The sequence below is a fragment of the Polaromonas eurypsychrophila genome (assembly GCF_014641715.1).
In the GTDB taxonomy this organism is placed as follows: Bacteria; Pseudomonadota; Gammaproteobacteria; order Burkholderiales; family Burkholderiaceae_C; genus Polaromonas; species Polaromonas eurypsychrophila.
The window spans coordinates 17,062-41,780 of record NZ_BMIG01000013.1 but is presented as its reverse complement, the minus strand read 5'-3'; the positions used below and the strand labels follow the sequence as shown (position 1 = coordinate 41,780).

The following is a 24,719-nucleotide window of genomic DNA, read 5'->3' as shown; positions in this document are numbered from 1 at the left end:
ACACTAGTTTCCGTCCCGCTCAATCATCTGCATGGCTTTTTCAAGGCTGCGGCGCATGCGGTTGAAGGAGTTGCCGAGCACCGACACCTCATCGCGGCCGGCATCGGAAAATTCAGGCACATCGAAGTCGCCGGTGCTGACCTTGTCGGCCGCCTGCGACATGCGCCGGATTGGCCGCACGATCAGCCAGCTCAGCATCAGGTTGAGTGCGATGAAAACCAGGCCGAAGACGCCGGCCAGCGAGGCCATGAAGGTCTTGAAGGCACGGTCAGCGTTCTGGATCGGGATTTCCATCGGCACAGTCACCACTTGCGCGCCGACGATTTCATTGTGTTTCCAGCCAAAGCCGTTGGCGTCGCCGTAGATCTTGATCATGCTGGCCGGCGCAGCGGCGGGCACGCTGTGGCACTGCAGGCAGGCGGCATTGGTGATCTGAATCGGTTTGGCGATGTAGAGGATCCGGCCCGTGCCGCCGTTTCGCTCGGACACGAGTTCTGTGGATTCGGTGTTGTGCCGGAACTGCTGCACGATGTCGGCTTCCCAGTCGGTGGCGCGGTCGCGCGGGTTGGTGGGGTTGAGCGTGGCTTCCTTGTAGCCGTAATCGCGGTATTTTTTCTGGATGTGGTTCAGCGTTTCGGTGGCGGCGTAGGCTGGAACGGTTTGCGGCAGAAACACTTCTACGAGCTGTTTGTCGAGGTGCGGCTTCACCTGGTCCACGGTGTAGCTGCGCACCGCCAGCGCGGTATCCATCATCAGGCGGGCATTGCGCAAGACTTCTTCACGGGCATTGTCCTGGAGCAATTGCCGCGAAACAAGGCCTACCGCTGCAAAGCCCGCCAGAAAAACGACGATCAGCACCAGATTGAATTTAAGCCGCAGTCCCATGGTGTTCCCATCAAAACGTCTCGTTACTATTTTAGTCTTTCACCCTGTGCCGCCTGTCATCTGGGTGCCTCCTGCTGTCAGGCCAAAAGACCGTATCAGTGAGCAGTGATAATCCTCAGATGTCTTCTTCTCCCAAAGTCCTGTTCGGCTTTCATGCCGTCGGTGTGCGTATTAAAACTGCGCCTCAATCTGTGTTCGAGGTGTTTTTCGATGTATCGCGCCGTGACGCGCGCATGCGCCAATTTGTGGACCGGACCAAAGAGGCCGGTATCCGGCTGATTGAGTCAGACGGCTTGCGACTGGCCAAAATGTGCGGCAGCCACGGCCACCAGGGGGTGGTGGCGCGGGTGGACGCGCTGGCGCAGGTCAAGTCGCTGGACGAGTTGCTTGAGCAGCTGGAAGCAGGGTCCGATGAGCCGCCCTTGCTGCTGGTGCTGGACGGCGTGACCGACCCACACAACCTGGGCGCCTGCCTGCGGGTCGCTGACGGTGCCGGCGCCCATGCAGTGATTGCGCCCAAGGACCATGCGGCCGGCATCAACGCGACGGTGGCCAAGGTGGCCAGCGGCGCTGCAGAAACCATGCCTTATTTCATGGTCACCAACCTGGCGCGCACTCTGGGTGAGCTCAAGGAGCGCAACATCTGGTGCATAGGCACCAGCGATGACGCGCCCAAAACCATTTACGACGTCAAGCTGACCGGCCCGGTGGCGCTGGTGCTGGGCGCGGAAGGCGAGGGCATGCGCCAGCTCACGCGCAAGACCTGCGACGAGCTGGTCAGCATCCCGATGCGCGGCGCGGTCGAAAGCCTGAACGTCTCTGTGGCCAGCGGCGTCTGCCTGTACGAGGCCTTGCGGCAGCGCACCGGCTGAGGTGCCCGCTGCCGACGTTCAGTCGGCCTTGAAGCCGGTGGCCGCGACGGCCTTGCCCCAGGCCACGGTGTCGGCGCGGATGATGCGCGCAAACTCGTCCCCGGTGGTGCCGGTCACGCGAAAGCCGGCGTCTTCCATTTTCTGTTTGCCTTCGGGCGAGCGCACCGCCTTCTGCACGTCGGCGCTCAGGCGGGCCACGATGTCGGCCGGCGTTTTGGCTGGTGCCACGATGCCAAACCAGGACGTGAACTCAAGGCTGCTGAAGCCCTGCTCCTTGATCGTGGGTACGTCCGGCAACAGGCCGGCGCGCACCGGCCCGGTCGTTCCCAGCGCGGCCAGCTTGCCGGCTTTCACCTGGGGCGCGGCCAGCCCGACGCTGGCGAACACGCCCTGCACATCACCGCCGAAGAGACCGCCCAGGGCGTCGCCGGTGCTTTTGTAATGTACCGGTTCGGGCTTGATGCCGATCACCTCGCCGAACATGAAGGCGCCGAAATGCCCCGGCGTGCCGGCGCCGAAAGTGGCCATGAACAGGCCTTTTTGCTGCTTGGTCCAGTCGACAAATTCCTTAACGTTTTTGGCCGGCACTTTCTGCGGGTTCACCAGCAATACAAAGTCCGCGCTGACCACCTGGCTGACGGGGATGAAGTCCTTGACCGGGTCATAGGGCAGCTTGTTGTAGCTGCTGGGAGCGATGCTGAGCTGGCCGGTTTCGCCCAGCATCAGTGTGTAGCCGTCCGGGTTCGCGCGCGCGGCCTCGGACGCGGCAATCAGTCCACCGGCGCCCGGTTTGTTGTCGACGATCACGCCCATGCCGCCCCAGTTTTCCGACAGCTTTTGCGCCAGCAGGCGCGCCACGATGTCCGGTCCGGTGCCTGCCGGAAACCCGACGATGATGCGCACCGGCCGGGACGGGTAGCCGGATTGCGCCTGGGCCGCGGCCCAGGGCAGCAGCCCTGCGGCGAGCATGGCGACGGCGAGGGCGCGGCGGGCTTTTGAAAGCGTTGGGGTTTTCATGGCGTATCTCCTTGGAAAGATAAAAAGGTAAAAAAAGCAGAAAGGCGGCCAGGCTCAGGCAAGTTCGTAGAACTGCATCACCACGCGGTCCGGGTGCCGGGCGCCGCTGCCGACGAACATGCGCTCGGTGATCCAGGCCAGCGCCGGTGAAGCTGTTTCAAAGCGGGGCGAGCAGCGAAAGTAGATCTGCGCCGGATCGACCGGTTCGCCACGCACCAGGCGGGCCATCAGGTCCGCGGGGCCGCAGCGGATGGCGCGGTTTTGCACGTAGATCATGTCGCCACCGTCGGTCTCCATCACGTAACGCGCATCAAGTTCGGCGAGCCGGTCGGTGACCAGTAACTGGAAGTCGGCGCCGCCCGGAAAAACACGGGCGGTCCAGCCATGCCCGGTGGCTTCGCCGCCCAGGATGGGAATCAGCCGCCGCCGGCCGCGCACGGTCTGTCCGACCTCCTGAGCTTGACCGACCTGCACGGAGATATCGGCAAAGTGGGCAAGCTGGGGCGCGGCGGGTAGGTTCATGCGTTTAGCGTAATCCCCGAGAACCGGGCGCGCTGTCATCCGCGAAGATGACAGGCTGCGCGCGCCACCGCGTGCCATCAGGAAAAACAATGAGAAAGTGGAACCTTCAGCAGGCGCCGACGCCAGATGCCGGCCAGGCGCTGGCCGGCATGATCACGCGGCTGGGTCTGGCGCATTTCGACAAGGACCTGCTCGACGGCCTCTATCCGCTGTTCCCCGCGGGTTCCTGGTCGGTCTACCGCACCGGCCCGCATTGCCAGCCGGCGATTTTCATGTCCGCCAGCCACGGCATTCCCGACACCACGCGCGACTGTTGGCGCGCATACCTGTCCGGCCCTTACCTCAGCGACCGCTCGCTGGTGCGGGAGCAGGCCGGCCCGGCGCGGGAGTCAACGCTGCTGTGCCACATCAGTGCGCAGGAAGTGGCGGCGGAACACCGGGCCCGCGTCTATGAGGCGCACGGTGTGGCTGAGCGGGTCTCCATCGTCCGCCAGCAGGCCGACGACACGGTGTTCGCAATCAATTTCTACCGGCATGTGCACCAGCGCGCCTTCAGTGACGGTCAGATGGCGGCTCTGGAAGGCCTGGCGCCGGCGTTGCTGGCGCTGACCCAGAAACACCTGGCGCTGGCGCAGTTTCCGGCGTCCGGGTCGCCTGGCGCCTCAGGCTCGGTGCAGGCCATGGCGCAGCGGCTGAAACGACTCAATGGCCGGCTTACGGCGCGCGAGCTCGACGTTTGCGCGCGCCTGCTGCAGGGCATGACGCAGGAGGGGGTGGCCGCAGACCTCGGCCTGGGACTGCCGACTGTCCGGACTTACCGCAACCGCGCGTTTGCGCGTCTGGGCATCCACTTCCGCAATGAGCTGTTTGCCCTCGTCCTGCAGGCGCCAGACCTGCACTAGGGCCTGTTCCCACTATTTATGCAAGATGCGTTGCGAGTTTCGCCGCAACCCGAAGGGAACGGAGTGAAAACAACGCCACTCGGCGTTGCACTCCTGGCCTAGACACCCGGTCTGGGCGTCGTCGCACGCCTTGATTGGCGTTGTTTTCACACCGTTCGCACTTGTATAAATAGTGTGAACAGACTCTATAACAGGTAGCCGCCCACCCGCTGCAGCAGCGATTCGGCTTCGGCATAACGCCCCAGGCCCTGCAGCACCTTGGCCATGGCCAGATCGCTGCGCACGATCAAGTCGGTGTTGATCGCGGTGCTGTCCGCAGGGCTCAAAGCGGCAGTGGACTGCGCCATACGGCGTGACTGATCGGCTTTGGAAGGCAAGCCCCCGGCGGCGTAAAGCAGGGCCAGCTGGGTCAACGCGCGCGCCTTGTCGGCGCCGGATTGGGGTTCGAGCTGCGCTTGCAGGCTGATGGCGAGGGCCTGTAGCTGCTCATCCGCAGCGTTGTCCGAAAGCTGGGCAACGCTGCGCAACCAGGCGGCGCGTTGTAATAGATTGCCGTTTTTCCCCACCTCCGCCAGCGCCGCATCCAGGCTTTTTCTGGCCTTGTCGCTCTGCCCCATCTGCTGCTTGATCTGGTGGTCGATGGCATACAGGCGCAACTGCGACCAGGCATCAGGTGCCTGTTTGATCAAACCTTCGATTTGAGCCGCACTGGCCTGGGCTTTCGACCACATGCCGGCCTTGATACGCGCACTTGCTTCATTGGCAAAAACTTCAGCCATGGAAACTGCCAGATCACCCAGGGCTGCGTTGGGTTGGCCCGGGCCTGTCACGGATTTCAGCGCATCAGCTGCCAGCGAAAGAAAGTCTCTGGGTATTGCGGGCGCTATCTGCCCGCCCTGGCTCAAAATGGCGGCAACGCTGCCTAACAGTTGCGAGCGCTCGGCGGCATTGTCCAGTGCCATGATTTTGGCTTTCAGCTCATCACTAACCACACGTGCCGGGCCAATTTCACGCCGCTGTATAGCCCATGCACGGGCTTTGATGTCTGCGTTTCTGAGGGCAGCAGCACCTTCTGGCTCCGACGCCGCATTGCTGGCGGCCAGCGCCGCCTTCAAAACCTCCCTGGCGCGCGCCGACTGGCCGATTTCGGCCAGCACCTTGGCAAACTCGGCCGTCAAGACCTGCTTGGTCTGTTTGGGCACCGCGACGCTGCTTCCTCCTGCACCTGCAGCAGTGGCACTGCCAGCGGAACCAGAGGCCGCACCGCCACCGGCAAATGAGATGCCGTTTGACGCCGTGTTGCCCCCCGCAGTCGTCCTGCCGCCAGAGTCAACCGAGCTGGCCGGGTTGTCGATGGCGCTGTCAATGGCATCGTTGGCCGCCTGACTGGCAGCGTTGCCAGCCTTGCCGCCCACAGCGCCGCCAGCCATTGCCCGGTCGGCCGTGGTGTTGCCCACTGATTTTGCCAGCGTCTTCGAGGCTGCCAGGGCTTGTTCAAGGGTCAGCTGCTTGCCCCCTGTCTGTTTGCCGGCAGCGGCCTGAATCAAGGGGTCGTCGAGGTCCGGATCCACCGTTCCGCCAGCAGCCGCACCGGATGAGGCGCCTGTTGCGCTGTCCGCATCAGCGCCGGTCGCCTGCGCGGTCTTTTCAAGGCTGTCGGCGCTCATGACCTTGGGTTGACCGTTGTCCTTGCTGCTTGCCGATTTGCCCCAGGGAAGGCCATCTGGCGACAAACCTTTACCGCCGACAAAAGCAACCATCAGCAAAGCCAGCACACCGACCGCTTTCACCATGCCCGACAAGCCTTTTTTCCCCTTGATTCCGTATTCTTTTTCCACTTCTTCGCGAACTTGGGCGCGCATCGCTGCTTCCATCATCTCGCGCGATCGCTTGTCGCTGTCTTTGACCGACTTGGCCTGCTGGTATTCGATCCTTCCGCGCTCTTGCTCCATCATCTTGCGTCGGAGGAGAAACTCGTCGGTGACTTTGTCCACGAAAATGCCGCAAGCCGGGCACTGCCGATTTTCTGGAAGGACTACCCGTTTCTGGCAGGCCGGGCAAGAGTAGGTGCCGTCGTAGCTGCCCACCATCACGGTCTGTATCGTCAGCAGCGGGGTGATGGTCACCAGCAGACCGGCTTTGCTGAATTGCTCTCGCGCCACATCCGCTTTTTCGCGGGTCACGCCCGCGCCTATTTTGGCCTGCGGTGAGCTGCGCAAGACATGAATGAGGCGATCAACCTTGTCTGCAGCAATACCCGCTACATCCCGCGCCAGGCGTTCAATTTCCTCAAGCTGCGCTCCAGGAGGCACATTGATGACCACATCAAAAAGAGGTGTGTCCGATTCGATGGCGCCAGCTGTGGGTTCAGACATTCAAGCTCCCTTTTTAATTTAAGGCCAAAGCGATTGTATCTATATGTATCTAATTCTTTGTGACAGGAAATGTAAGAGCCTTACTCATTTCCTACAGGGCAGAAGCGCGTCCCCGCCCATGTTCGGCCTGAATCTCACACCCAGCCGAACCATCCCAGCAAGGCGCCCGCACCGAGCAGCCACAACATATGCAGCCGGGTGCGCCACACCAAGACTGCCGCCAAACCGGCGAGCAGGCCTACCGGCCAGTCTTTCAGGCCGGTGACGTTGGCGCTGGCCAGGACCCAGCCGGTGGCGATCAGCAGGGCAATCACGACGGGGGTCATGCCCTGTTTGAAAGCGCGCACCCAGCGCAAGTTGCGGTTACGGTGTCCCCAGCTGGCAGCCAGGTAGGTCAGGGTGGTGCTTGGCAGCATGATGCCCAACATGGTGACCAAGACGCCGAACAGCCCCATCAGTGGCCCGCCGGCGTTCAGGCCCACATGCCAGCCCATCAGCGCGACAAACAGCACGTTGGGACCAGGGGCCGCCTGCGCAATGGCAACCGAGGCGTTGAACTGCGGGTCGGTCAACCATTGCTGGCGGTCCACCAGGTAGCGGTGCATGTCGGGCGCGGTGGTGATGGCGCCGCCCACCGACAGCAGTGACAGGATCATGAAGTGGCCGAACAGCGCCAGCCAGTCGCTCCATTGCAAGTCGAGAATCATCGGTCCAGTTTCCTGTAAGTCAGGGTGCAGGCGGTCACGCCCAGCCCGAGCAGAACATACACCAGCGGAAGCCTAAGCAGCGCGATGCCGCTGAAACACAGCACGGCCAGCGCGATGCACATCGGCAGGCCCAGCGGGTGTTTCTTCAGGGCGCCCATCAGTTTCAGTCCGGTGGCGGCAATCAGGCCAGCGGCGACTGCGCCCATGCCGCGCAGCGCACCTGCGACGCCGGGATGGCCGGCAAATTGCGCATAGACCACGGCCAGCATCAGCACCACCAGCAGCGGTACGGTCAGCATGCCTGCCAGTGCCACCATGGCGCCGCGCAGACCGAAATAGCGGTGACCAATCATCAGTGACAGGTTGACCACATTGGGGCCAGGCATGATCTGGGCCACGGCCCATTCCTCGACAAATTCCTCGCGCGTCATCCAGCGTTTTTTCTCGACCAGTTCACGCTGCACCACGGCCAGCACGCCGCCGAAACCCTGCAGCGCCAGCAGGGTAAAGGAAACAAACAGATCGGTGAGCGACTTCGGTTGCGGATGTGTGTCTTCGTCGTCAGCAGGCTGGGCAGTCATGGGCTGATTATCGCTGCTATGGATTTGATAGCTACTGGCGCATGACCGCCAAGAGCTGATGCCTGCTATGTCTTGAAGGTGAAGGGCTCCAAAAAATCAAACCAGCGCGATGGCGTCACACTGCAGCGGCCAGCAGCGCGAGATCGAGCCTCCGGAGCGGCTGCTTCACAGCCTGAGCGCCCAGGTTTCGCTGATCAGATCCTTGCCGAAGCCGATGTAGGGTTCGCTTTTGATGAGCTGGAAACCGCGTCTTGCATAGATGTCTCGCGCGATGCCCAGGCAGCTATTGGTCCATAACACCATCTTTTTATAGTTTTTGCTGCGCGCAAAGGCGATACATTCATCGATCAGCAGGGCGCCCAGACCCCGGCCGCGCGCCGGCGCCGTCAGGATCAGCATGCGCAACTGGGCCACGGTGGGGGATTTGCGCAGCACGAACACCGATCCCACGCGCTGCCCGTCCAGCTCGGCGATCCAGCAGCGCTCCCAGTCGGGCTGGTGCTTGCGCAGGTAGCCGGCAACGATGTCTGCCACCAGCGCCTCGAATTCGTGGTTCCAGCCCTACTCGTGCGCATAAATTTCACCGTGTTGCTGCACCACCCAGCCCATGTCACCAGGCTGCGGGCAACGCAGCAACACACCGGTCGAGGCTGCGTTGGCGGCCGACGGATCAAGCAGATGCTGCACCGTGGCCAGCGCATCCGTCAGGGCTTGCTGCGCCGGCGCGGCCAGTGGAGCCAGCAGGGCGGCTGGTTCGTCGCGCGAGCGTTGTTGCAAGGGTGCAAAGGCCTGATGACCGGCTTCGGTCAGGCACAGCTTTGCCGAGCATCGGCGGGGGAGGCCGCGCGAACCATCCAGCCCTGGCTTTCAAAACGGCGCAGGATGCGGCTCAGGTAACCCGCGTCGAGAGCAAGATCACGCCCCAGTTCGGTCGCCGTCGGCTGGTCGCGGTGCGCCGGTTCGTACAGCACCCGCACCTCGGTCAGCGAAAACTCGCTGACCAGATAGGGTACCAGCACACCAATGCGCTGGGTGTAAAAGCGGTTGAAGCCACGCATCGCCCTGATGTGGGCGCTGGAGACGCGAGGGGATGCGGAAGCCTTCATGGCCGCATCATCCTGAAATTGATTGACTAAGTTAAATAATTGGTCCTCAGGGTGCGTCCGCGTCACCGCGGCTGATCAGGGTGCGCAGGATTTTTTTCAATGCTGTGACATCACGCTCGCTAAAGCCTTCAAGCATTGCGTCTTCGTGCACCTTGGCCTGCGCCAGCAGCGCGGCGACCGTGGCGCGACCCTGCTTCGTCTCGAACACTAGCGTGCGCCTGGCGTCGGCGGGATCGGCGCCGCGTTGCACCCACCCGGCTTTTTCCATGCGCTGCACCAGCTTGGTCAGGGTCGGTTGCTGCGCCAGGATCTCGCGCGCGAGTTCGCCGATGGTCAGGCCGTCGCCGTCCGACAGCGTGGCCAGCAGGCGCCATTCAAGCGAGCCCAGGCCGGCGGCCTGCACCTGCGCGTGAAACTCGCGGTAAACCGTGTGGCTGGCGCGCGCGAGCAGGTAAGACAGGTAGCCATCGATGAACCTGTCAGGTTGGGCAGGAAAGTCTGGTGCGGGGTTGCGGCTCACGGTATGTTTTGGATGGGGGTTGATGGGCTTGCGAGTTACATGAATATTCATATATTATCGATAGATGAATGCCGCCCTGCAAGCCATCCCGCAAATCGACTCTCCCCAGGACAGCAGGGCGTTGCGTACAGCGCTGGGCCAGTTTGCCACTGGCATCACCGTCGTCACCACGCGCGCGGCCGACGGCGCTTTTGTCGGGCTGACCGTCAATTCGTTTTCGGCGCTGTCGCTGGAGCCGGCGCTGACTCTCTGGTCGCTGCGCTGCAGCTCGCCCAGCCTGCCGGTGTTTGAAAAGGCAGAGCGTTTTGTCGTCAACGTACTGGCGGAAGCCCAGGTCGAGGTCTCGCGCCGGTTTGCCTTGCCGCTGGCCGACAAGTTCGACGGAGTGGCGCATGCTGAAAATGCCTGGGGCCTGCCGCTGATTCACGGCGCCGCCGCCTGGTTCGAATGCCGCACCGTGTCGCGGCAGTTCGCCGGCGACCATTGCCTCTTCATCGCCGAGGTCGAGCGCTTCACCTTGTCGGAAGCGGCACCGCTGTTGTTTCATGCGGGAGGCTATTTCGCCCTCGGTTCACGTCTTTAAGGAAACTTTTCATGCTGCAGGAACGAATTGAAGCCCGCTGGATAGACTGTTTTGCCGAGACCTTTGTACTGTGCGGCGTGATGGCCGGCGACGCTGTGGCCATCCTGTCCGAGACGCAATCACGGCCGGTCAATGTGCAACTGGCCGAACTGGCGCTGGCGCGGCTGGGCGCGCGGGCTTTTCATCTTGTGCTGAACACGCCGCGGCTGACTGCGCCAGTGCCCGTGCGCTCCACCGGTGCATCGGATGCCATCGGCCAACTCGCTCCCGTAGTGCAGGCACTGGCAGCCTGCTCCTTCGTGGCCGATCTGACAGTGGAGGGCCTGCTGCATGCCGCTGAACTGCCGGACATCCTGAAGGGAGGGGCTCGCGTCTTGATGGTGTCCAACGAACACCCGGAAACCCTCGAGCGCTGCGTGCCCGATGTTGCGCTTGAGCCCAAGGTCAAGGCAGGCATCAAACGGCTGCGCGGCGCCAGGACCATGCGCGTGACTTCGCAGGCGGGTACTGACCTGGCCATTTCGCTGGCCGGGGCGCAAGCCGGCGGCGGCTGGGGCTACACCGCCCGGCCCGGCACCATCTCGCACTGGCCCGGCGGCCTGTGTCTGGTTTTTCCTGCCAAAGGCAGTGTCAACGGCACGCTGGTGCTGGCGCCCGGCGATGTTAATCTGACCTTCAAGCGTTATCTTGAACAGCCTGTGGTGTTGACGATCCGGGACGACTTCGTGACCGATATCGCCGGACATCACGTTGATGCCGAGCTGATGCGCAGCTACTGGGCGGCCTGGGGCGACCGCGAGGCATACGCGGTTTCGCACGTCGGCTGGGGCATGAACTCCAAGGCGCGCTGGGACGCCATGGCGATGTACGACAAGAAGGATTTCAACGGCACCGAGCTACGCGCCTTTGCCGGCAACTTCCTGTATTCGACGGGCGCCAATGAAGTGGCCGGTCGCCACACGCCGGGGCATTTCGACTTGCCGATGCGAGGGTGTACGGTCGCGCTGGATGGCCAGATGGTGGTGGATGCCGGGCGCCTGGTGGGCGAGTTGGGCTGAACATGACGTTGCCCGCCTATCTTGAGCAGGGGGAGGGCGATACCGCCGTGTTCATGCTGCATGGCGTCGGGGGCAGCAAAGAAGCGTGGCTGCGCAACCAGCCGGTGCTGGCTGAGGCCGGTTACCGCACGATTGCGTGGGACATGCCGGGTTACGGCGCCTCATCGCCGCTGTCGCCCTGCACTAACGCGCTGCTGGCCGATGCGCTGAAAACACTGATGACTTACATCGGCGCCAGGCGCAACGTGCTGCTGGGCCATAGCATGGGCGGGATGATCGGGCAGGAACTCGCGGCCCTTCACCCGTCGCTGGTGCAGGGACTGATTCTCTACAGCACATCCCCGGCTTTCGGCAAGGCCGATGGCGCCTGGCAGCAGCAGTTCCTGGAGAGCCGTTTTGCACCACTGGACCAGGGTCTGGGCATGGACGGACTGGCCAAAAAAATCGTGCCCACCATGTTTGCGCCCGGCGCCGATCCGGCGCGTCTGGCTGAAGTCGTCGCGCTCATGGGCCGCGTGCCCGCCGGCAGCTACCGCGCTGCGCTGGCAGCCATCGTGTCCTTCAATCGGCTTGCCGAACTGGGCGACATTGCCGTCCCAGCCCTGTGCCTGGCTGGCGAACTCGACCTCAACGCACCGCCCGTCGTCGTCGAAAAAATGACCAGCCGCATACCCGGCGCGCAGTACACCTGCCTTCCCGGCGTTGGCCACATCGCCAACATCGAACAGCCCGCACTGTTCAATAGCACGGTGCTGGCCTTCCTGACGCACCACTTTCCGACCTGAACTCGAGGATCTGCCATGTCCGCCTTACCTGTTTCTTCACCTCCGGCCGGCCGCTACACGCCACCCTCGATTGCCGGCGACTACAGCGCGCTCACGCCCAAGCAGACCGAGCTGCTGACGATTGCCTCCCGGTTGGGGCGCGAGAAATTCGCGCCGCGCGCGCAGCAGATTGACCGAGACGCGGTCTTCCCGTTCGAAAACTATGCCGACCTGCGTGAGGCCGGCCTGCTCGGCATCTGCGTGCCCGAAGCACACGGCGGCTGGGGCGCCGACTTTGCTACCTATGTGATGACCGCCGCCGAAATTGGCCGCCATTGCGGCGCCACTGCACTGACGCTGAACATGCATGTGAGCTCGACCATGTGGACCGGCTTCATCGCCGACGACCTGGACATGACAGCGGAACAGCGCGCCAACCATGAGGCGCACCGCAAAGTGCACTACCGGCGCGTGGTCGGCGAGGGCAAGATCTACTCGCAGCCTTTCTCCGAAGGCGGTGCCGCAGCGGCCGGCAAGGCGCCTTTCGGCACGCTGGCGAAGAAGGTGGAGGGCGGCTATCTCGTCAACGGCAAGAAGATTTTTGCTTCGCTGGCCGGCGCGGCCGACTACTACGGGATTTTGTGCACACTCGACAAACCAGGCGCCACGCAGCGCGACTCGCTCTACCTGGCCGTTGACAAAAACGGGGAAGGCGTCAGCGTCACCGGCGACTGGGACCCGCTAGGTATGCGTGGCACAGTTTCGCGCACGCTGATTTTCAAGGACGTGTTTGTGCCCGAGATCGAGCGCCTGATTCCCGAAGGCCTGTATGCCCAGGCCGCGTTGCGCTGGCCGCACATGTTTGCCACGCTGTCGCCGACCTACATGGGTATTGCGCAGGCGGCCTATGACTTCACGGTGCAGTACCTGCGCGGCGAAGTGCCCGGCACGCCGCCGGTCAAGCGCCGCATGTACCCGACCAAACAGATTGCGGTGGCGGAAATGAAAGTCCGGCTGGAGCAGACGCGCGCGATTTTTCTGCAGAATGCCCGTGCCGCGCGCGTCGATCCGTCCAAGGAAATCCGCCTCGGGCTTTACGCGGCGCACTACACCATCATGGAAAACGCCAACGAGATCTGCCGCATCGCGGTGCGCACCTGCGGCGGCCAGTCCATGCTCAAGACCCTGCCGCTGGAGCGCATGTACCGCGACTCGCGCTGCGGCTCGCTAATGTTGCCCTGGACCGCGGAACTCTGCATCGACCGGCTGGGCCGCGAATGCCTTTACGAGCCAGGCGAACAGGACGAACAGGCCGTGCTCTAGCGATGGATCTGGCTTCGGCTATCCAGCGGCACGCGCAGCTTTCGCCGGAGAAGCAGGCGCTGCAGCATGAAGGCCGCGATGTCACCTATGCGGAGCTTTGGCAGCGCATCGAAGGCGCAACCGCCGTGCTGCAGGCTGCCGGTATACGGGTTGGCGACCGGGTCGCCTGGCTGGGCCTGAACCATCCCGATGTGCTGGTACTGTTGCTTGCGCTGGCGCGCCTGGGCGCCATCGTGTTGCCGCTGAACTACCGGCTAGCGGCGCCGGAACACGTCGCCATCCTCGCTCATGCCGGTGTGAGCCTGCTGGTGGCCGACACGACGCACATGGAAGCCGCTGCGGACCTTGCGGCGCAGGCAGGCTGCACTTTTCTGCAGGCCTCGCAGCTTGCCTCCCCACTACCGGTCAACCAGGCTCTCGCCCTTGAAGGCGGCGCGGACTCGCCAGTGCTGCTGGTCTATACCTCGGGAACCAGCGGCCAGCCCAAGGGCGTGCTGCACACGCAATCTGGTCTGGTCTGGAACTGCGTGATTTCCGCCCATGCGCATGAGCTGATGCCGGATGACCATGTGCTCAGCGCGCTGCCGATGTTTCATGTGGGCGGGCTTTGCATCCAGACTCTGCCAGCCCTGTATGCCGGCGCTTCGGTGACGCTGCACAGCCGGTTCGACGCGGGTGCCTGGCTGGCCGATGTCGCGACGCGGCGGCCCAGCTTGTCGCTGCTGGTGCCGGCCACGTTGCGTGCCGTGATCGCGCATCCTGCGTTTGCCGGCACCGACCTGTCCTCATTGAGGATGCTCGTCGCCGGCTCATCGACGATTCCTTCTTTCATGATTGCTGTGTTCCACGCGCGCGGCGTGCCCGTCGGTCAGGTGTATGGCGCCACCGAGACCGGACCGGTGTCCATTTACCTGCGCCGTGAAGACGCGTCGTCGCATGTCGGGTCGGCCGGTCAGGCGGGCCGGCATGTGGAGGTGCGGCTGGTGAAGGAAACAGGCAAGGAAGTCGCGACGGGCGAGGTCGGCGAGATCTGGATACGCGGGCCCAACCTGCTTGCGAGCTACTGGAAAGACCCTGGCAACCCGGCATTTGTGGATGGCTGGTTTCACACCGGCGACCTGGCGCGTTGCGATGAGGCAGGGTTTTACGAAATTGTCGGGCGCTCCAAAGACATGATCATCTCGGGCGGCGAAAACGTCTACCCGGCAGAGATTGAAAACCTGCTCGCCGACTGTCCGAAAATTCTTGAAGCCGCCGTGGTCGGCCAGCCTGATGCGCGCTGGGGTGAGATGGTGGTGGCGGTGGTGGTGCGCAAGCCGGGCGTTGAACTCGACGCCGCAGACGTGATGCAACTGTTCGACGGCCGGATCGCGCGGTTCAAACACCCCAGGCGCGTTCTTTTCTGCGACGCCTTGCCCAAAACAGCCTTGGGCAAGGTACAGAAAGCCGGGCTGCTGTCGGCGATCACCGCTCAGTAAATGGGTTGGTGCTTGCGGATGACGGCTTTGATCTCGTCGTTGAGCGCGAAGCCCGGACCGAATCTCGCGGCCAATTCGTCCGCACGTTGTGCAAACGCCTCCAGTCCCATGCCGTAAATGAATTGCATTGCACCACCGGTCCACGCTGGAAAGCCGATGCCGAAGATCGATCCGATGTTCGCGTCGTGCACGCTGGTCAACACGTTTTCACTGAGACAGCGCGCAGTTTCCACGGCCTGGCGATAGAGTAGCCGGTCCTTGATGTCGGTAATGTCCCAGCCGATATCCGGCTTTTCGAACAGCACTTTCAGCTCCGGCCACATAGTCTTTTTCGCGCCTTTCTCAAGCGGGTAATCGTAAAAACCGGCACCAGCCGCCCGACCGTTGCGATCAAACTCCTTGACCATGCGTTCAACCATCAATTCACCGGGCGTCGCGATGTAGGTCTTGCCCTCTGCCGCGTAGTCAGCACGCGTCTGGTCAAGCACATGCACGCTGAGCGACAGGGCGGTTTCGTCCAGCACCGCCAGTGGGCCGACCGGCATGCCGCACTGAATACCCGCGTTTTCAATCACGGCAGCCGGGATGCCTTCGCCCAGCATGGCCGCGCCTTCCATCACAAAGGTACCGAAGGTGCGGCTGGTGTAGAAGCCGCGTGAGTCGTTGACCACAATCGGGATCTTGCCCAACGCCTGCACATAGTCGAAGGCCCGCGCCACGGTTTCATCGTCGGTCTGCTTGCCGCGAATGATCTCGACCAGCTTCATCTTGTCGACTGGGCTGAAAAAGTGGATACCTATGAATTTTTCGGGGCGCGCACTGGCTGTTGCCAGGCCGCTGATCGGCAGCGTGGAGGTGTTGGATGCAAAAAACCCACCAGGCGTCAGCAGAGGCTCGGCCTCTTGCGTGACCTTGGCTTTCAGGTCGCGGCGCTCGAACACGGCTTCGATAATCAGATCGCAGCCGGCCAGGTCGGCCAGCTGGTCGGTGGCCTGGATGCGCGAGAGCAGGGTAGCCTGCTCTGGCGGGCCCATGCGGCCATTGTCCACACGCGCCTGGGTCAGCTTCATGCTGTAAGCCTTGCCGGCATCGGCCTTGTCCTGACTGACATCCCTGAGCACGGTGGGAATGCCCCGACTAGCCTGCACATAGGCGATACCCGCCCCCATCATGCCCGCGCCCAGCAAGCCGACTTTTTCCGGTTTGTAGCGCGGTGGTCCTTTGGGGCGCGACTGCCCGGACTTGATCGCATTCATGTTGAAGAAAAAGGTATTGACCATCGCCTTGGCCACTGGCGTGACAGCCAGTCGGGCCAAGTAGCGGCTTTCAATGCGCAGGGCGGTGTCGAAGTCCACCTGGGCGCCTTCGACCATGGCCGCTAGAGCGGCTTCGGGCGCGGGATACAGGCCGCGTGTCTTTTGCTTTAGCACCGCAGGCGCCATGGCCAGCATGCCGGCAATTTTAGGGTTGCTTGGCGTGCCGCCGGGCATCTCGTAGTTCTTGTCGTCCCAGGGGTGATGTGCGGGCGCTGCGGCGCCGTCGTGGGTAGCTATCCAGGCCAGCGCCGCCGGTCGCAGCGCGGCAGCATTCGGTACCAGCTCATGCACCAGGCTCAGCTTCAAGGCCTCCTGCGGGTTGAACAGCTTGCTTTCCAGAATGAAAGGCTGCGCCCCCATCAGGCCTAACAGGCGTGTCATTTTGGTGATGCCGCTGGCACCGGGAATCAGCCCCAGCGTGATTTCGGGCAGGCCAAACTGAATTTTTTTGTCATCGACCGCCACGCGGTAGTGGCCGACCAGCGCCACCTCCCAGCCGCCGCCCAGTGCCGCGCCATTGAGGCAACTGACCACAGGCTTGCCCAGGATTTCCAGTGTGCGGAAATTCTTCTTCATGCGCTCGATTTCGGCAAACACAGCGGCAGCATCCGACGCCTGGTTGCGCATCAGGCCTTTGAGGTCCGCACCGGCAAAAAAAGTGCTTTTATTCGATGCCAGCACGATGCCGCGTATCGCTTCCTTGTCTTTGACAACTTGTGCGGTGGCGGTCGTCAGGTCGTTTTGCCACTGTGCACACATGGTGTTGACCGGCGAGCCTTCCTCGTCAAAGGTGAGGGTGGCGATGCCGTCGCTCAATTCGTACTTGATCGTCTTCATCAAACTCTTTCCACAATCGTTGCAATGCCCATGCCGCCACCGACACACAGCGTGGCCAGGCCGTAACGCAGCTTGCGCCGGTGCAGCTCGTCGATCAATGTGCCGAGAATCATGGCGCCGGTTGCGCCCAGCGGGTGACCCATGGCGATGGCGCCGCCATTGACGTTGACCTTTTCGTGCGGCACTTTCATTTCCTTCATGAAACGCATGACGACAGCGGCAAAGGCCTCGTTGACCTCGAACAGGTCGATCTGGTCAATCGTCAACCCGGCCTTGGCCAGCGCTTTGCGGGCCGCTGGCATCGGGCCAGTCAGCATGATGGTCGGGTCGGCGCCGCTGAGCGCAGCTGCCACGATACGCGCGCGCGGGCTCAAGCCGTGTAACTTTCCGGCGGACTCGGAGCCGATCAACACAGCCGCCGCGCCATCCACAATGCCTGATGAGTTGCCGGCGTGGTGCACATGGTGGATGCGTTCGACCTGCGGGTAACGCGTCAGCGCCACCTGATCAAAACCCATGCTGCCCATCTGCTCAAACGCCGGGCGCAGCGATGCCAGACCTTCCAGCGTGGTGTGCGGTTTGATGAACTCGTCTTGCGCTAGGATGGTCTGGTCGAGAAAGTCCTTCACCGGCACCACCGAGCCGTCGAAGTAACCGGCTTCGCGCGCTTTGGCGGCGCGTTTTTGGCTTTCCATCGCGAAGGCGTCCACGTCGTTGCGGCTGAAGCCTTCAATGGTGGCGATCAGGTCAGCACCTATGCCCTGCGGCACAAAAGCGGTGGCGCTGTTGGTCTCCGGGTCCTGCGCCCAGGCGCCGCCGTCCGAACCGATGGGCACCCGGCTCATGCTCTCCACCCCCCCCGCCACTACCAGGTCTTCCCAGCCGGAGCGCACTTTTTGTGCGGCCATGTTGACGGCTTCCAGGCCGGAGGCGCAAAAGCGGTTGATCTGCACGCCTGAAGCGCGGAAGTCCCAGCCGGCCTTGAGTGCGGCGACCTTCGCAATGACAGAGCCCTGCTCGCCGATGGGCGAGACCACACCCATCACCACGTCATCGACCTGCGCCGTGTCAAAGCCATTGCGGCGCTGCAGCTCAGTCAGAACGCCGGCCAGCAGGTTCACGGGTTTGACCTCGTGCAGGCTGCCGTCTTTTTTGCCTTTGCCGCGTGGTGTGCGGATGGCGTCGTAGATGAATGCTTCGGTCATGGGAGGCTCCTGCGGAAAAGAGGGGGCAGGAAAGAGTATATTCATTTCACCAAGCAAGTGCTTTCTATAAATATAACCCACCCTCCAACCCGACAGGTGACCCATGATTGACCGCACCCTTTTCACCAGCGACCACGAGGCCTTTCGCGACGCCTTCCGCAAGTTTTGCGACAAGGAGATCGCGCCTTTCCACGAAGCATGGGAAGAACAGGGCTATGTGGACCGTACGGTGTGGGAAAAGGCCGGTGCCCACGGCTTTTTGTGCATGACCATGCCCGAAGCCTATGGCGGATCGAGTGCCGACAAGCTGTACTCGGTGGTGCAGATGGAAGAATTGGCGCGCGGCGGCTACAGCGGCATCGGCTACAGCTTGCACAGTGAAATTGTTGCGCCTTACATCCTCCACTACGGCACCGAGGCGCAGAAGCTCACGTACCTGCCCAAACTCGCCAGCGGCGAGATGATAGGCGCGATTGCCATGAGCGAGCCCGCGGCCGGCTCGGATTTGCAAGGCGTGAAGACCACCGCCATCAAACAGGGCGATGGCAGCTATCTGCTTAACGGCAGCAAGACCTTCATCACCAATGGCTGGCATGCAGATTTGGTGGTGGTGGTCGCCAAGACCAACCCGGCGGCGGGTGCCAAGGGCACCAGCTTGCTGCTGGTCGAACGCGATATGCCCGGCTTTACTGTCGGCAAGCGTCTCAAAAAACTGGGGCTAAAAGCGCAGGACACGTCGGAACTGTTTTTCTCCGATGTGGCCGTTCCTGCCGCCAACCTGCTGGGCGGCGAAGCGCATGAAAACCGCGGCTTTATCTGCCTGATGGAACAATTACCCTGGGAACGGCTGCAGATCGCCATCACGGCCGTCGCCTCGGCGCAGGCAGCCATCGACTGGACGGTGGCCTACGTGAAGGAGCGCAAGGTCTTTGGCCAGCCAGTGGCCAGCTACCAGAACACCCGCTACACGCTGGCGGAGTTGCAGACGCAGGTGCAGGTGGCGCGCGTGTTTGTCGACAAATGCACCGAGCTGCTGGCTGGCGACACGCTGGACACCGCCACCGCCAGCATGGCCAAGTACTGGACCACCGACCTGCAATGCAAGGTCATGGATGAATGTGTACAACTTTTTGGTGGTTACGGCTACATGTGGGAGTACCCGATCACACGCGCCTACGCCGACGCGCGAGTGCAGCGGATTTATGGCGGCACCAACGAAATCATGAAGGAAGTGATCTCACGCGCGATGGGGTTGGGCGGCAAATAAGTACCGCGCAAAAAAGAGGTCCCGGCGCATGCCGGAGCCCCTTTGCCGAGCTCAATGCTGCTTAGTTGGTGCGGCGCTCGATAACGATCTCTTCCACCTCAACCCGGATGGACCCGTGCTCTGCTGCGAAAACGCCTACGGTCGATTGCGTGTGGCCACAAAAAAAGCCCTGTGCCAGATGGGCAACAGGGCTTGATCCGAACGGCAGCCTGCTTTGAAGTTTGCCAACTCAGGCGTCAGGACGGGTCTTTGCTGCGGGTACGGCTGACCGCACTGAAAATACCTATTCCCAGAAAGATCAACGAGCCGATACCGATGTACAGATGCGGCACACCAGCTACTACAGCCCCCCAGATCAGTCCACCCAGAAAAATCGCGAATCCGATCATATAAAGCGCAAAAGACATTTTTTTTCTCCAGAAGTTGATGTCGCAAGTGTGGCCAATAGGTAGTCTCCCGCCTATCGGCTCCGCGCGCTTTGCATTGTGGGAGCACGCCTACCAGACAAGTGTTTTGAAGCCATGTCTTGAAGTTCCAAGACCAGTGCGTGCTTGTGGTCTAAAGGCTTACTCAGCTGGACCTGCCAAAAATCGCCATGATTTGTCACAAGCATTTCGCTTCAAAGTCCATGTATCTGGGCGTGACATCCTGTAATGAAAAGAATACGATTCCAGCGTGACAGGCGGGTAAATCTTGCAGACACCTGATCACTCAAACGACGGTGTTTAAACAGGCAGGCACTCCCTCGCATTTTTCCGCCATGTCATTCCTTCAAAGCTTATTTTCGTCTTCCCATCGTGGGGCAAAGGAAGCCGGCGTCGGTCCGGAGACCGGGCCTGTCAAGATGAATCTGGACGAACGCATGGCCTTCCGCCGGGAAATGCTTTTTGATTCGGTCAAGAGCACGATGGAAAGCCGGGGGATCTTGAGCGCAAGTTATCGCTTCAAGATCGTGCGCGCTGACAAGCGTGGTCATAGCTTTGTCGTGATGGTGGATTTGTCTACCGACTTCATGGATGCTGAACAAGGCCATCAACGGCCCTTGATGGCACTCGGCGAAGCCATCAGGAGAAACGCCCTGGCCCGTTATGGCCTGGGTGTGACGGCGGTGTACTGGCGCGTCAATGAAGAGATCCGGGGCTTTGATTCCCAGAGCGGGGGAACTGCGGGCCCGCTTGGCGATGCATCCCCGGAAGCCGTGCGTTCTGCCGATGTGCACAAGTATGAACGCGCCACCGCACAAGAGTTGGCCGTGTTTGAGGCCGCTTGGCAAAAGAGCGGCGAATTGTCTCTCGGTGACCGGACCTACTCATCCGATCTGGCGCCGCTCGGTGGCCCCGACAGCAAGAACAGTGGCAAAGACAGCGCATAACACCTGGCCTGCCGGTCGCTCCGCCCGATAATGGCGGTCTGTTCACCGATCGGGTCCCCGTCATGTCGTTCCTTCTTTTCTGCCTGAACCTGCAAGGCCTCTCTGGTCCAGCCCTGAAAGTTTCCGAGTGAGCGGGCCGCACCTCAACTGGACCGAAGCCGGTGAAGCGCGTTCTGCGCGCTGGCGATCGGAAAGTGGGGCCCCGCCGCCCAGACGTGTGGTGCTGGCCGATGACACCCTGACCGCCGACGCTGCTTTCCGGCTGGCCAGCGAAGGCACGGGCATGTTGTGGCGCGGTGATTTCCAGAATGCGCGCCTGCTGTTGCAGGCACTGGCGCGGCGCATTGACAAACCGCGAAAGGCAAAAAGGGCCAAAGTAGATATCCCAACGCCATCCCCCGTCGATCGCTTCAACCTTTACCGCCAGGCGCAATCGCAGCGCGCACGCACCCTGGCGATGCTGCTGATCGAGTTCGACGGGGCGCATCGCATCACGCTGCGGCGCGCGCCCGATGTGGTGCAAGCCTGCAGTGAGGTCTATGGCGCCGGCGACGTCGCGCAGGGCAACTACGTGACGCCGCTGCGCGAGCTGCAAGGCCTGATTGGTGCACATGAGTGGCGAAAAAAGGGCGTTGCCATCGCGGCTCTGGGTGGGCAACGCATTCATCCGCACTACGGGGTGTTTGCGCCGGTACGTGGCGACTATATGGAGCTGCTGGCCCAGGCGCCGTTGCCGCCCGCGCTGTCTGCTGGCGGTGTCGCCTTCGACATCGGCACCGGCACCGGTGTGCTGGCTGCGCTGCTAGTGAGCCGAGGCGTGGCGCGGGTGGTGGCGACCGACACCGACCCGCGCGCGCTCGCCTGTGCGCGCGAGAACCTGGCACGGCTGGTGCCGGGCGGACAGGTCGAGCTGGTGCAGGCCGACTTGTTTCCTGAAGGCGCTGCGCCGCTGGTCATCTGCAACCCGCCGTGGGTGCCGGCGCGGCCGAGTTCGCCGATCGAACACGCGGTGTACGACCCGGACAGCCGCATGTTGCGCGGTTTCCTGGATGGTCTGGCCGCGCATCTGGCGCCCGGCGGTGAAGGCTGGCTGATCCTGTCGGACCTGGCCGAACACCTGGGCCTGAGGTCGCGGGCCGAGCTTCTGGGCTGGATGGACACGGCCGGGCTGCAGGCTCTGCACCGGCTGGATGTGCAGCCCATCCATCCCAAGGCCGACGACTTCACCGATCCGCTGCATGCGGCGCGTTCTGCCGAAGTTACCTCGCTGTGGCGCCTGGTGGTGAAGCCGCCGACTTGAGTATTTGCTATTAAATTAATAGCTGTTGGCGCTCAATTGGTATGGGCTAAAGCCCTTTTTTACTCATACTGTGAATACGGCCCGTCGCCCCGCAGCGGTGGTCCGTTCGCCCGCTCTTGTTATCGAAAGGACGCTGTTATGGCTTATGAACTGCATTACTGGCCGACCATTCCGGGGCGTGGCGAGTTTGTACGGCTTGCGCTGGAGGCCGCAGGCGCTGACTACGTTGACGTGGCGCGTGGCAGCGGCAAGGGGCAGGGCATCGCGGCCACACTGCGCCGCATGAATGCGCCGGCACTGGTACAGCCGCCGTTTGCCCCGCCCTTTCTGGTTCACGGAAAACGCACCATAGGCCAGACGGCCGCGATCCTGCTTTACCTCGGTCCGCGCCTGGGATTGGTGGGTAAAAGCGAAACCAGCCAGGTGTGGACGCACCAGTTGCAACTGACGATTGCCGATGCGGTGGCGGAAGCCCATGAAACCCACCACCCCATCGCCACCAGCCTGTATTACGAAGACCAGCGCCATGCGGCGGTGCAGCGCGCCAAGGCATTTCGCGAGCTGCGCATTCCCAAATTTCTCGATTGGTTTGAAACGGTGCTGGCTCGCAACCCCAAGGGAAGCCAGCACCTGGTTGGCGCGCGCCTGAGCTACGCCGACCTGTCGCTGTTCCAGCTGGTCGATGGTTTGCTGTATGCCTTTCCGAAGGCCACGGCAAGAGCCATGAAGAAAACGCCGCATGTGGCGCAGTTGCACCTCAGCGTGCCCCGGAACGCGCGCCTGGCGGCCTACCTGGCCAGCCAGCGGCGCATCGCTTTCAACGAAGAAGGCATCTTCCGGCGCTACCCCGAGCTTGACGGCTGATTGACAGCGGCTTGAAGCGGACGGCAGGCTGACGGGTCTGTTCGCAGCGTGTTTGCGCAGCGTGTTTGACGCAGCTGCCCATATGGCGTCTTCTCCTACATCTGCGCATGCATGTGCCTGACCGCAAGTCTGGGGGGGCGCGTTGAGGATGATTTTCTGACGGGGTAACCCACGCAAACAGACTCCGGTAAATGCCTTGTTTGCAGCGAGTTTGCCCCCGCTTAGTGGCCCTAACCATTTATCCTTAAGGAGCATCCTCATGGCACTTGACCATAAAGAAAAAGATCTCAATCTCGACCCGATCACTGACGCGCCCGGCGCGCATCCCGTGGGCACCGGCCTGGGCGCGGCGGCCGGTGGCGCGGCTGCCGGTGCGGCGGCAGGTGCGTTTGGTGGGCCCGTCGGCGCCGTGGCCGGTGCTGTGGTGGGCGCTGTTGTCGGCGGACTCGGTGGCAAGGCTGTGGCCGAGGCCGTCAACCCCACCGCAGAAGAGGCGTACTGGCGAGACCAGTACACCAGGGAACCGTATTACCAGTCTGGGCGCAGTTACGACGACTATGCCCCAGCTTACCGTCTGGGTCTGTATGGCCGCAGCAACCATACCGGCACTTTTGACAATGCACAAAGCGATATGTCGATTTATTGGGACAGCAAAAAAGAGCGGTCCACGCTGTCCTGGCCAGAGGCTGAAGCCGCCAGCCGCGCTGCCTGGACGCGGGTGGACCAACAACTTTCCGGTAGCAAAACCGTTTCTGGCCAGGTCCCTGACAACGATGACGTGGTGGACACGCTCAATGACCTGCTCGAGTCCAGCCATGACGGTCAATACGGGTTTACCGAGTGTGCCGAGCATGTGAAGGCGCAGGATATCCAGGTGATCCTGATGCGCCATGCCGATGAATGTCGCGCAGCGGCTGCCGAGCTCAGCGCGAAGATTCGCGACCTGGGCGGCGAGCCCGATGAAGGCGGTACCACCAGCGGAGCGCTGCATCGCGGCTGGGTATCGGTACGCGGCAAACTCAGTGGTTATACCGATCTGGCCATGCTCGAAGAATGCGAGCGCGGTGAAGACGCCGCCTTGGCGCGTTATCGCAAGGCGCTGAAGGAGGAGTTGCCGCAGGACATCCGTACCTTGGTTGAGCGCCAGGCGCAGGGCGCGCAGCGCAACCATGATCAGGTCAAAGCCATGCGCGATGCGCTGAAGGCCAGCGCTTGAACGTCGCGCTGCTAGTCTAAAAAAAGCCGGCGTGTTGCCGGCTTTTTTTTGTGTCTTTGCGGTGCCGGGAGTTAGTCCTTGTGGTGACCCTTGCCGTGGCGCTTGCCATGCTTTTTGTCATCGTCATGATCGTCGTCATCGTGGTCATGTTTATGTTTTTTGGCCTTCTTCTCTTTGACCACCACATAGCTGGAATCGCGAACCCAATAGCCGGGCTGGCGGTGGTAACCATTGCCGCGGGGTTCCCAATGGTCAGGCGCCCAGCGGTAGCCATCGCGTTTTGCGATTGCGCGGCCACTCACCCAGACATGACGGTCGCCGTTCCAGGCCCAGTAACCAGGCGCCCAGGTCTGCGTCGGCGCCAGCACCGGCACCGCTTCGTACTGGACCGGTGGCGGCGCCACCCCGATATTGATGGTGATCTGCGCCAGCGCCGGGGTGGCGGCGGCGCCCGCAAGCACGGCGGCCAACAGGATTGTCTTCAGTGGGTGTTGGATAATCATGGTGAAGCTCCTTGGTGTTGTCAATGTCAGTATTGGCGTGTTGGGCATGCGGTGTACGCGTTTGGCCGGTAAAGTTATGCATAGCTTGGCCCCGGGTGTGCAAGGTTTTGTTTGCTATGGTTTCAATATCTGAGTATGCAATCTGG

General features: G+C 62.3%; 23 protein-coding genes and 1 pseudogene. 12 read left to right on the top strand and 12 right to left on the bottom strand.

What is annotated here, in order from left to right; all coding sequences use genetic code 11:
- Window positions 1–3 precede the first annotated feature (3 nt).
- Window positions 4–885 (bottom strand): Tll0287-like domain-containing protein, encoded by an 882-nt coding sequence (locus IEX16_RS15700; protein WP_188709429.1) that lies wholly within the window; start codon window positions 883–885, stop codon window positions 4–6.
- A gap of 119 nt (window positions 886–1,004) precedes the next feature.
- Here IEX16_RS15700 and rlmB point away from each other — a divergent pair, with 119 nt between their 5' ends.
- Complete coding sequence (gene rlmB, locus IEX16_RS15695) at window positions 1,005–1,757, top strand: 23S rRNA (guanosine(2251)-2'-O)-methyltransferase RlmB (RefSeq protein ID WP_188709428.1); 753 nt, start codon at window positions 1,005–1,007, stop codon at window positions 1,755–1,757.
- A gap of 18 nt (window positions 1,758–1,775) precedes the next feature.
- On the opposite strand, the gene IEX16_RS15690 is transcribed toward rlmB, so the two are convergent.
- Both IEX16_RS15690 and IEX16_RS15685 read right to left on the bottom strand, forming a co-directional pair.
- A complete protein-coding gene (locus IEX16_RS15690; protein ID WP_188709427.1) occupies window positions 1,776–2,774 on the bottom strand; it encodes a Bug family tripartite tricarboxylate transporter substrate binding protein in 999 nt (332 codons plus the stop codon).
- 54 nt (window positions 2,775–2,828) lie between these two features.
- Entirely contained in the window at window positions 2,829–3,296 is a 468-nt protein-coding gene (locus IEX16_RS15685; RefSeq protein ID WP_188709426.1) for a DUF3237 domain-containing protein, read from the bottom strand.
- Between the two features lie 89 nt (window positions 3,297–3,385).
- Here IEX16_RS15685 and IEX16_RS15680 point away from each other — a divergent pair, with 89 nt between their 5' ends.
- Complete coding sequence (locus IEX16_RS15680) at window positions 3,386–4,198, top strand: helix-turn-helix transcriptional regulator (protein WP_229676386.1); 813 nt, start codon at window positions 3,386–3,388, stop codon at window positions 4,196–4,198.
- A gap of 185 nt (window positions 4,199–4,383) precedes the next feature.
- On the opposite strand, the gene IEX16_RS15675 is transcribed toward IEX16_RS15680, so the two are convergent.
- The 5 genes and pseudogenes from IEX16_RS15675 to IEX16_RS15655 all read right to left on the bottom strand — a co-directional run bounded on the left by IEX16_RS15675 (window position 4,384) and on the right by IEX16_RS15655 (window position 9,487).
- Window positions 4,384–6,573: a tetratricopeptide repeat protein gene (locus IEX16_RS15675; RefSeq protein ID WP_188709425.1), complete on the bottom strand. Its 2,190-nt coding sequence runs from the start codon at window positions 6,571–6,573 to the stop codon at window positions 4,384–4,386.
- 134 nt (window positions 6,574–6,707) lie between these two features.
- Window positions 6,708–7,280 (bottom strand): chromate transporter, encoded by a 573-nt coding sequence (locus IEX16_RS15670; protein ID WP_188709424.1) that lies wholly within the window; start codon window positions 7,278–7,280, stop codon window positions 6,708–6,710.
- The gene (locus IEX16_RS15665; protein ID WP_188709423.1) at window positions 7,277–7,861 is read right to left on the bottom strand and encodes a chromate transporter; all 585 of its coding nucleotides are present in this window, start codon (window positions 7,859–7,861) and stop codon (window positions 7,277–7,279) included. The genes IEX16_RS15670 and IEX16_RS15665 overlap by 4 nt, the downstream gene beginning before the upstream one ends.
- A 165-nt stretch (window positions 7,862–8,026) precedes the next feature.
- Window positions 8,027–8,967 (bottom strand): annotated as a pseudogene (locus tag IEX16_RS15660) (bifunctional helix-turn-helix transcriptional regulator/GNAT family N-acetyltransferase).
- Window positions 8,968–9,013: 46 nt separating this feature from the next.
- Entirely contained in the window at window positions 9,014–9,487 is a 474-nt protein-coding gene (locus IEX16_RS15655) for a MarR family winged helix-turn-helix transcriptional regulator (RefSeq protein WP_229676385.1), read from the bottom strand.
- A gap of 64 nt (window positions 9,488–9,551) precedes the next feature.
- Here IEX16_RS15655 and IEX16_RS15650 point away from each other — a divergent pair, with 64 nt between their 5' ends.
- The 5 genes from IEX16_RS15650 to IEX16_RS15630 are packed head-to-tail and all read left to right on the top strand — an operon-like array spanning window position 9,552 to window position 14,693.
- Window positions 9,552–10,070: a flavin reductase family protein gene (locus tag IEX16_RS15650; RefSeq protein WP_188709421.1), complete on the top strand. Its 519-nt coding sequence runs from the start codon at window positions 9,552–9,554 to the stop codon at window positions 10,068–10,070.
- A gap of 11 nt (window positions 10,071–10,081) precedes the next feature.
- On the top strand, window positions 10,082–11,128 hold the full coding sequence (locus IEX16_RS15645) for a 2,5-dihydroxypyridine 5,6-dioxygenase NicX family protein (protein ID WP_188709420.1): 1,047 nt from the start codon (window positions 10,082–10,084) through the stop codon (window positions 11,126–11,128).
- Window positions 11,129–11,130: 2 nt separating this feature from the next.
- On the top strand, window positions 11,131–11,913 hold the full coding sequence (locus IEX16_RS15640; protein ID WP_188709419.1) for an alpha/beta fold hydrolase: 783 nt from the start codon (window positions 11,131–11,133) through the stop codon (window positions 11,911–11,913).
- A 15-nt stretch (window positions 11,914–11,928) separates the two neighbouring features.
- On the top strand, window positions 11,929–13,215 hold the full coding sequence (locus IEX16_RS15635) for an acyl-CoA dehydrogenase family protein (protein ID WP_188709418.1): 1,287 nt from the start codon (window positions 11,929–11,931) through the stop codon (window positions 13,213–13,215).
- Between the two features lie 2 nt (window positions 13,216–13,217).
- A complete protein-coding gene (locus IEX16_RS15630; protein WP_188709417.1) occupies window positions 13,218–14,693 on the top strand; it encodes a class I adenylate-forming enzyme family protein in 1,476 nt (491 codons plus the stop codon).
- Here the strand turns inward: IEX16_RS15630 and IEX16_RS15625 are convergent.
- A complete protein-coding gene (locus IEX16_RS15625; RefSeq protein WP_188709416.1) occupies window positions 14,687–16,846 on the bottom strand; it encodes a 3-hydroxyacyl-CoA dehydrogenase NAD-binding domain-containing protein in 2,160 nt (719 codons plus the stop codon). The genes IEX16_RS15630 and IEX16_RS15625 overlap by 7 nt on opposite strands.
- Complete coding sequence (locus IEX16_RS15620; RefSeq protein ID WP_188709415.1) at window positions 16,846–18,051, bottom strand: acetyl-CoA C-acetyltransferase; 1,206 nt, start codon at window positions 18,049–18,051, stop codon at window positions 16,846–16,848. Before IEX16_RS15620 ends, IEX16_RS15625 begins: the two co-directional genes overlap by 1 nt.
- A 103-nt stretch (window positions 18,052–18,154) precedes the next feature.
- Here IEX16_RS15620 and IEX16_RS15615 point away from each other — a divergent pair, with 103 nt between their 5' ends.
- Entirely contained in the window at window positions 18,155–19,318 is a 1,164-nt protein-coding gene (locus tag IEX16_RS15615) for an acyl-CoA dehydrogenase family protein (RefSeq protein WP_188709414.1), read from the top strand.
- A gap of 236 nt (window positions 19,319–19,554) precedes the next feature.
- Here IEX16_RS15615 and IEX16_RS15610 read toward each other — a convergent pair whose 3' ends face one another.
- Window positions 19,555–19,725: a hypothetical protein gene (locus tag IEX16_RS15610; protein WP_188709413.1), complete on the bottom strand. Its 171-nt coding sequence runs from the start codon at window positions 19,723–19,725 to the stop codon at window positions 19,555–19,557.
- Between the two features lie 437 nt (window positions 19,726–20,162).
- Between IEX16_RS15610 and IEX16_RS15605 the strand changes: the two genes are divergently transcribed.
- From IEX16_RS15605 to IEX16_RS15590, 4 genes are all read left to right on the top strand, one after another.
- Complete coding sequence (locus tag IEX16_RS15605) at window positions 20,163–20,690, top strand: hypothetical protein (RefSeq protein ID WP_229676384.1); 528 nt, start codon at window positions 20,163–20,165, stop codon at window positions 20,688–20,690.
- Between the two features lie 127 nt (window positions 20,691–20,817).
- A complete protein-coding gene (locus tag IEX16_RS15600) occupies window positions 20,818–21,990 on the top strand; it encodes a methyltransferase (RefSeq protein ID WP_188709412.1) in 1,173 nt (390 codons plus the stop codon).
- A gap of 138 nt (window positions 21,991–22,128) precedes the next feature.
- Complete coding sequence (locus tag IEX16_RS15595; protein WP_188709411.1) at window positions 22,129–22,854, top strand: glutathione S-transferase; 726 nt, start codon at window positions 22,129–22,131, stop codon at window positions 22,852–22,854.
- A gap of 259 nt (window positions 22,855–23,113) precedes the next feature.
- On the top strand, window positions 23,114–24,070 hold the full coding sequence (locus tag IEX16_RS15590) for a ferritin-like domain-containing protein (RefSeq protein WP_188709410.1): 957 nt from the start codon (window positions 23,114–23,116) through the stop codon (window positions 24,068–24,070).
- A gap of 71 nt (window positions 24,071–24,141) precedes the next feature.
- Here the strand turns inward: IEX16_RS15590 and IEX16_RS15585 are convergent, their stop codons facing one another.
- Entirely contained in the window at window positions 24,142–24,573 is a 432-nt protein-coding gene (locus IEX16_RS15585; protein ID WP_188709409.1) for a YXWGXW repeat-containing protein, read from the bottom strand.
- Window positions 24,574–24,719 lie beyond the last annotated feature (146 nt).

What these genes read in the sequence shown, in the direction of transcription:
- IEX16_RS15700 (WP_188709429.1), bottom strand. Translation starts at nt 885, where the DNA reads ATGGGACTGCGGCTTAAATTCAATCTGGTGCTGATCGTCGTTTTTCTG.
- rlmB (WP_188709428.1), top strand. Translation starts at nt 1,005, where the DNA reads ATGTCTTCTTCTCCCAAAGTCCTGTTCGGCTTTCATGCCGTCGGTGTG.
- IEX16_RS15690 (WP_188709427.1), bottom strand. Translation starts at nt 2,774, where the DNA reads ATGAAAACCCCAACGCTTTCAAAAGCCCGCCGCGCCCTCGCCGTCGCC.
- IEX16_RS15685 (WP_188709426.1), bottom strand. Translation starts at nt 3,296, where the DNA reads ATGAACCTACCCGCCGCGCCCCAGCTTGCCCACTTTGCCGATATCTCC.
- IEX16_RS15680 (WP_229676386.1), top strand. Translation starts at nt 3,386, where the DNA reads ATGAGAAAGTGGAACCTTCAGCAGGCGCCGACGCCAGATGCCGGCCAG.
- IEX16_RS15675 (WP_188709425.1), bottom strand. Translation starts at nt 6,573, where the DNA reads ATGTCTGAACCCACAGCTGGCGCCATCGAATCGGACACACCTCTTTTT.
- IEX16_RS15670 (WP_188709424.1), bottom strand. Translation starts at nt 7,280, where the DNA reads ATGATTCTCGACTTGCAATGGAGCGACTGGCTGGCGCTGTTCGGCCAC.
- IEX16_RS15665 (WP_188709423.1), bottom strand. Translation starts at nt 7,861, where the DNA reads ATGACTGCCCAGCCTGCTGACGACGAAGACACACATCCGCAACCGAAG.
- IEX16_RS15650 (WP_188709421.1), top strand. Translation starts at nt 9,552, where the DNA reads ATGAATGCCGCCCTGCAAGCCATCCCGCAAATCGACTCTCCCCAGGAC.
- IEX16_RS15645 (WP_188709420.1), top strand. Translation starts at nt 10,082, where the DNA reads ATGCTGCAGGAACGAATTGAAGCCCGCTGGATAGACTGTTTTGCCGAG.
- IEX16_RS15640 (WP_188709419.1), top strand. Translation starts at nt 11,131, where the DNA reads ATGACGTTGCCCGCCTATCTTGAGCAGGGGGAGGGCGATACCGCCGTG.
- IEX16_RS15635 (WP_188709418.1), top strand. Translation starts at nt 11,929, where the DNA reads ATGTCCGCCTTACCTGTTTCTTCACCTCCGGCCGGCCGCTACACGCCA.
- IEX16_RS15630 (WP_188709417.1), top strand. Translation starts at nt 13,218, where the DNA reads ATGGATCTGGCTTCGGCTATCCAGCGGCACGCGCAGCTTTCGCCGGAG.
- IEX16_RS15625 (WP_188709416.1), bottom strand. Translation starts at nt 16,846, where the DNA reads ATGAAGACGATCAAGTACGAATTGAGCGACGGCATCGCCACCCTCACC.
- IEX16_RS15620 (WP_188709415.1), bottom strand. Translation starts at nt 18,051, where the DNA reads ATGACCGAAGCATTCATCTACGACGCCATCCGCACACCACGCGGCAAA.
- IEX16_RS15615 (WP_188709414.1), top strand. Translation starts at nt 18,155, where the DNA reads ATGATTGACCGCACCCTTTTCACCAGCGACCACGAGGCCTTTCGCGAC.
- IEX16_RS15610 (WP_188709413.1), bottom strand. Translation starts at nt 19,725, where the DNA reads ATGTCTTTTGCGCTTTATATGATCGGATTCGCGATTTTTCTGGGTGGA.
- IEX16_RS15605 (WP_229676384.1), top strand. Translation starts at nt 20,163, where the DNA reads ATGAATCTGGACGAACGCATGGCCTTCCGCCGGGAAATGCTTTTTGAT.
- IEX16_RS15595 (WP_188709411.1), top strand. Translation starts at nt 22,129, where the DNA reads ATGGCTTATGAACTGCATTACTGGCCGACCATTCCGGGGCGTGGCGAG.
- IEX16_RS15590 (WP_188709410.1), top strand. Translation starts at nt 23,114, where the DNA reads ATGGCACTTGACCATAAAGAAAAAGATCTCAATCTCGACCCGATCACT.
- IEX16_RS15585 (WP_188709409.1), bottom strand. Translation starts at nt 24,573, where the DNA reads ATGATTATCCAACACCCACTGAAGACAATCCTGTTGGCCGCCGTGCTT.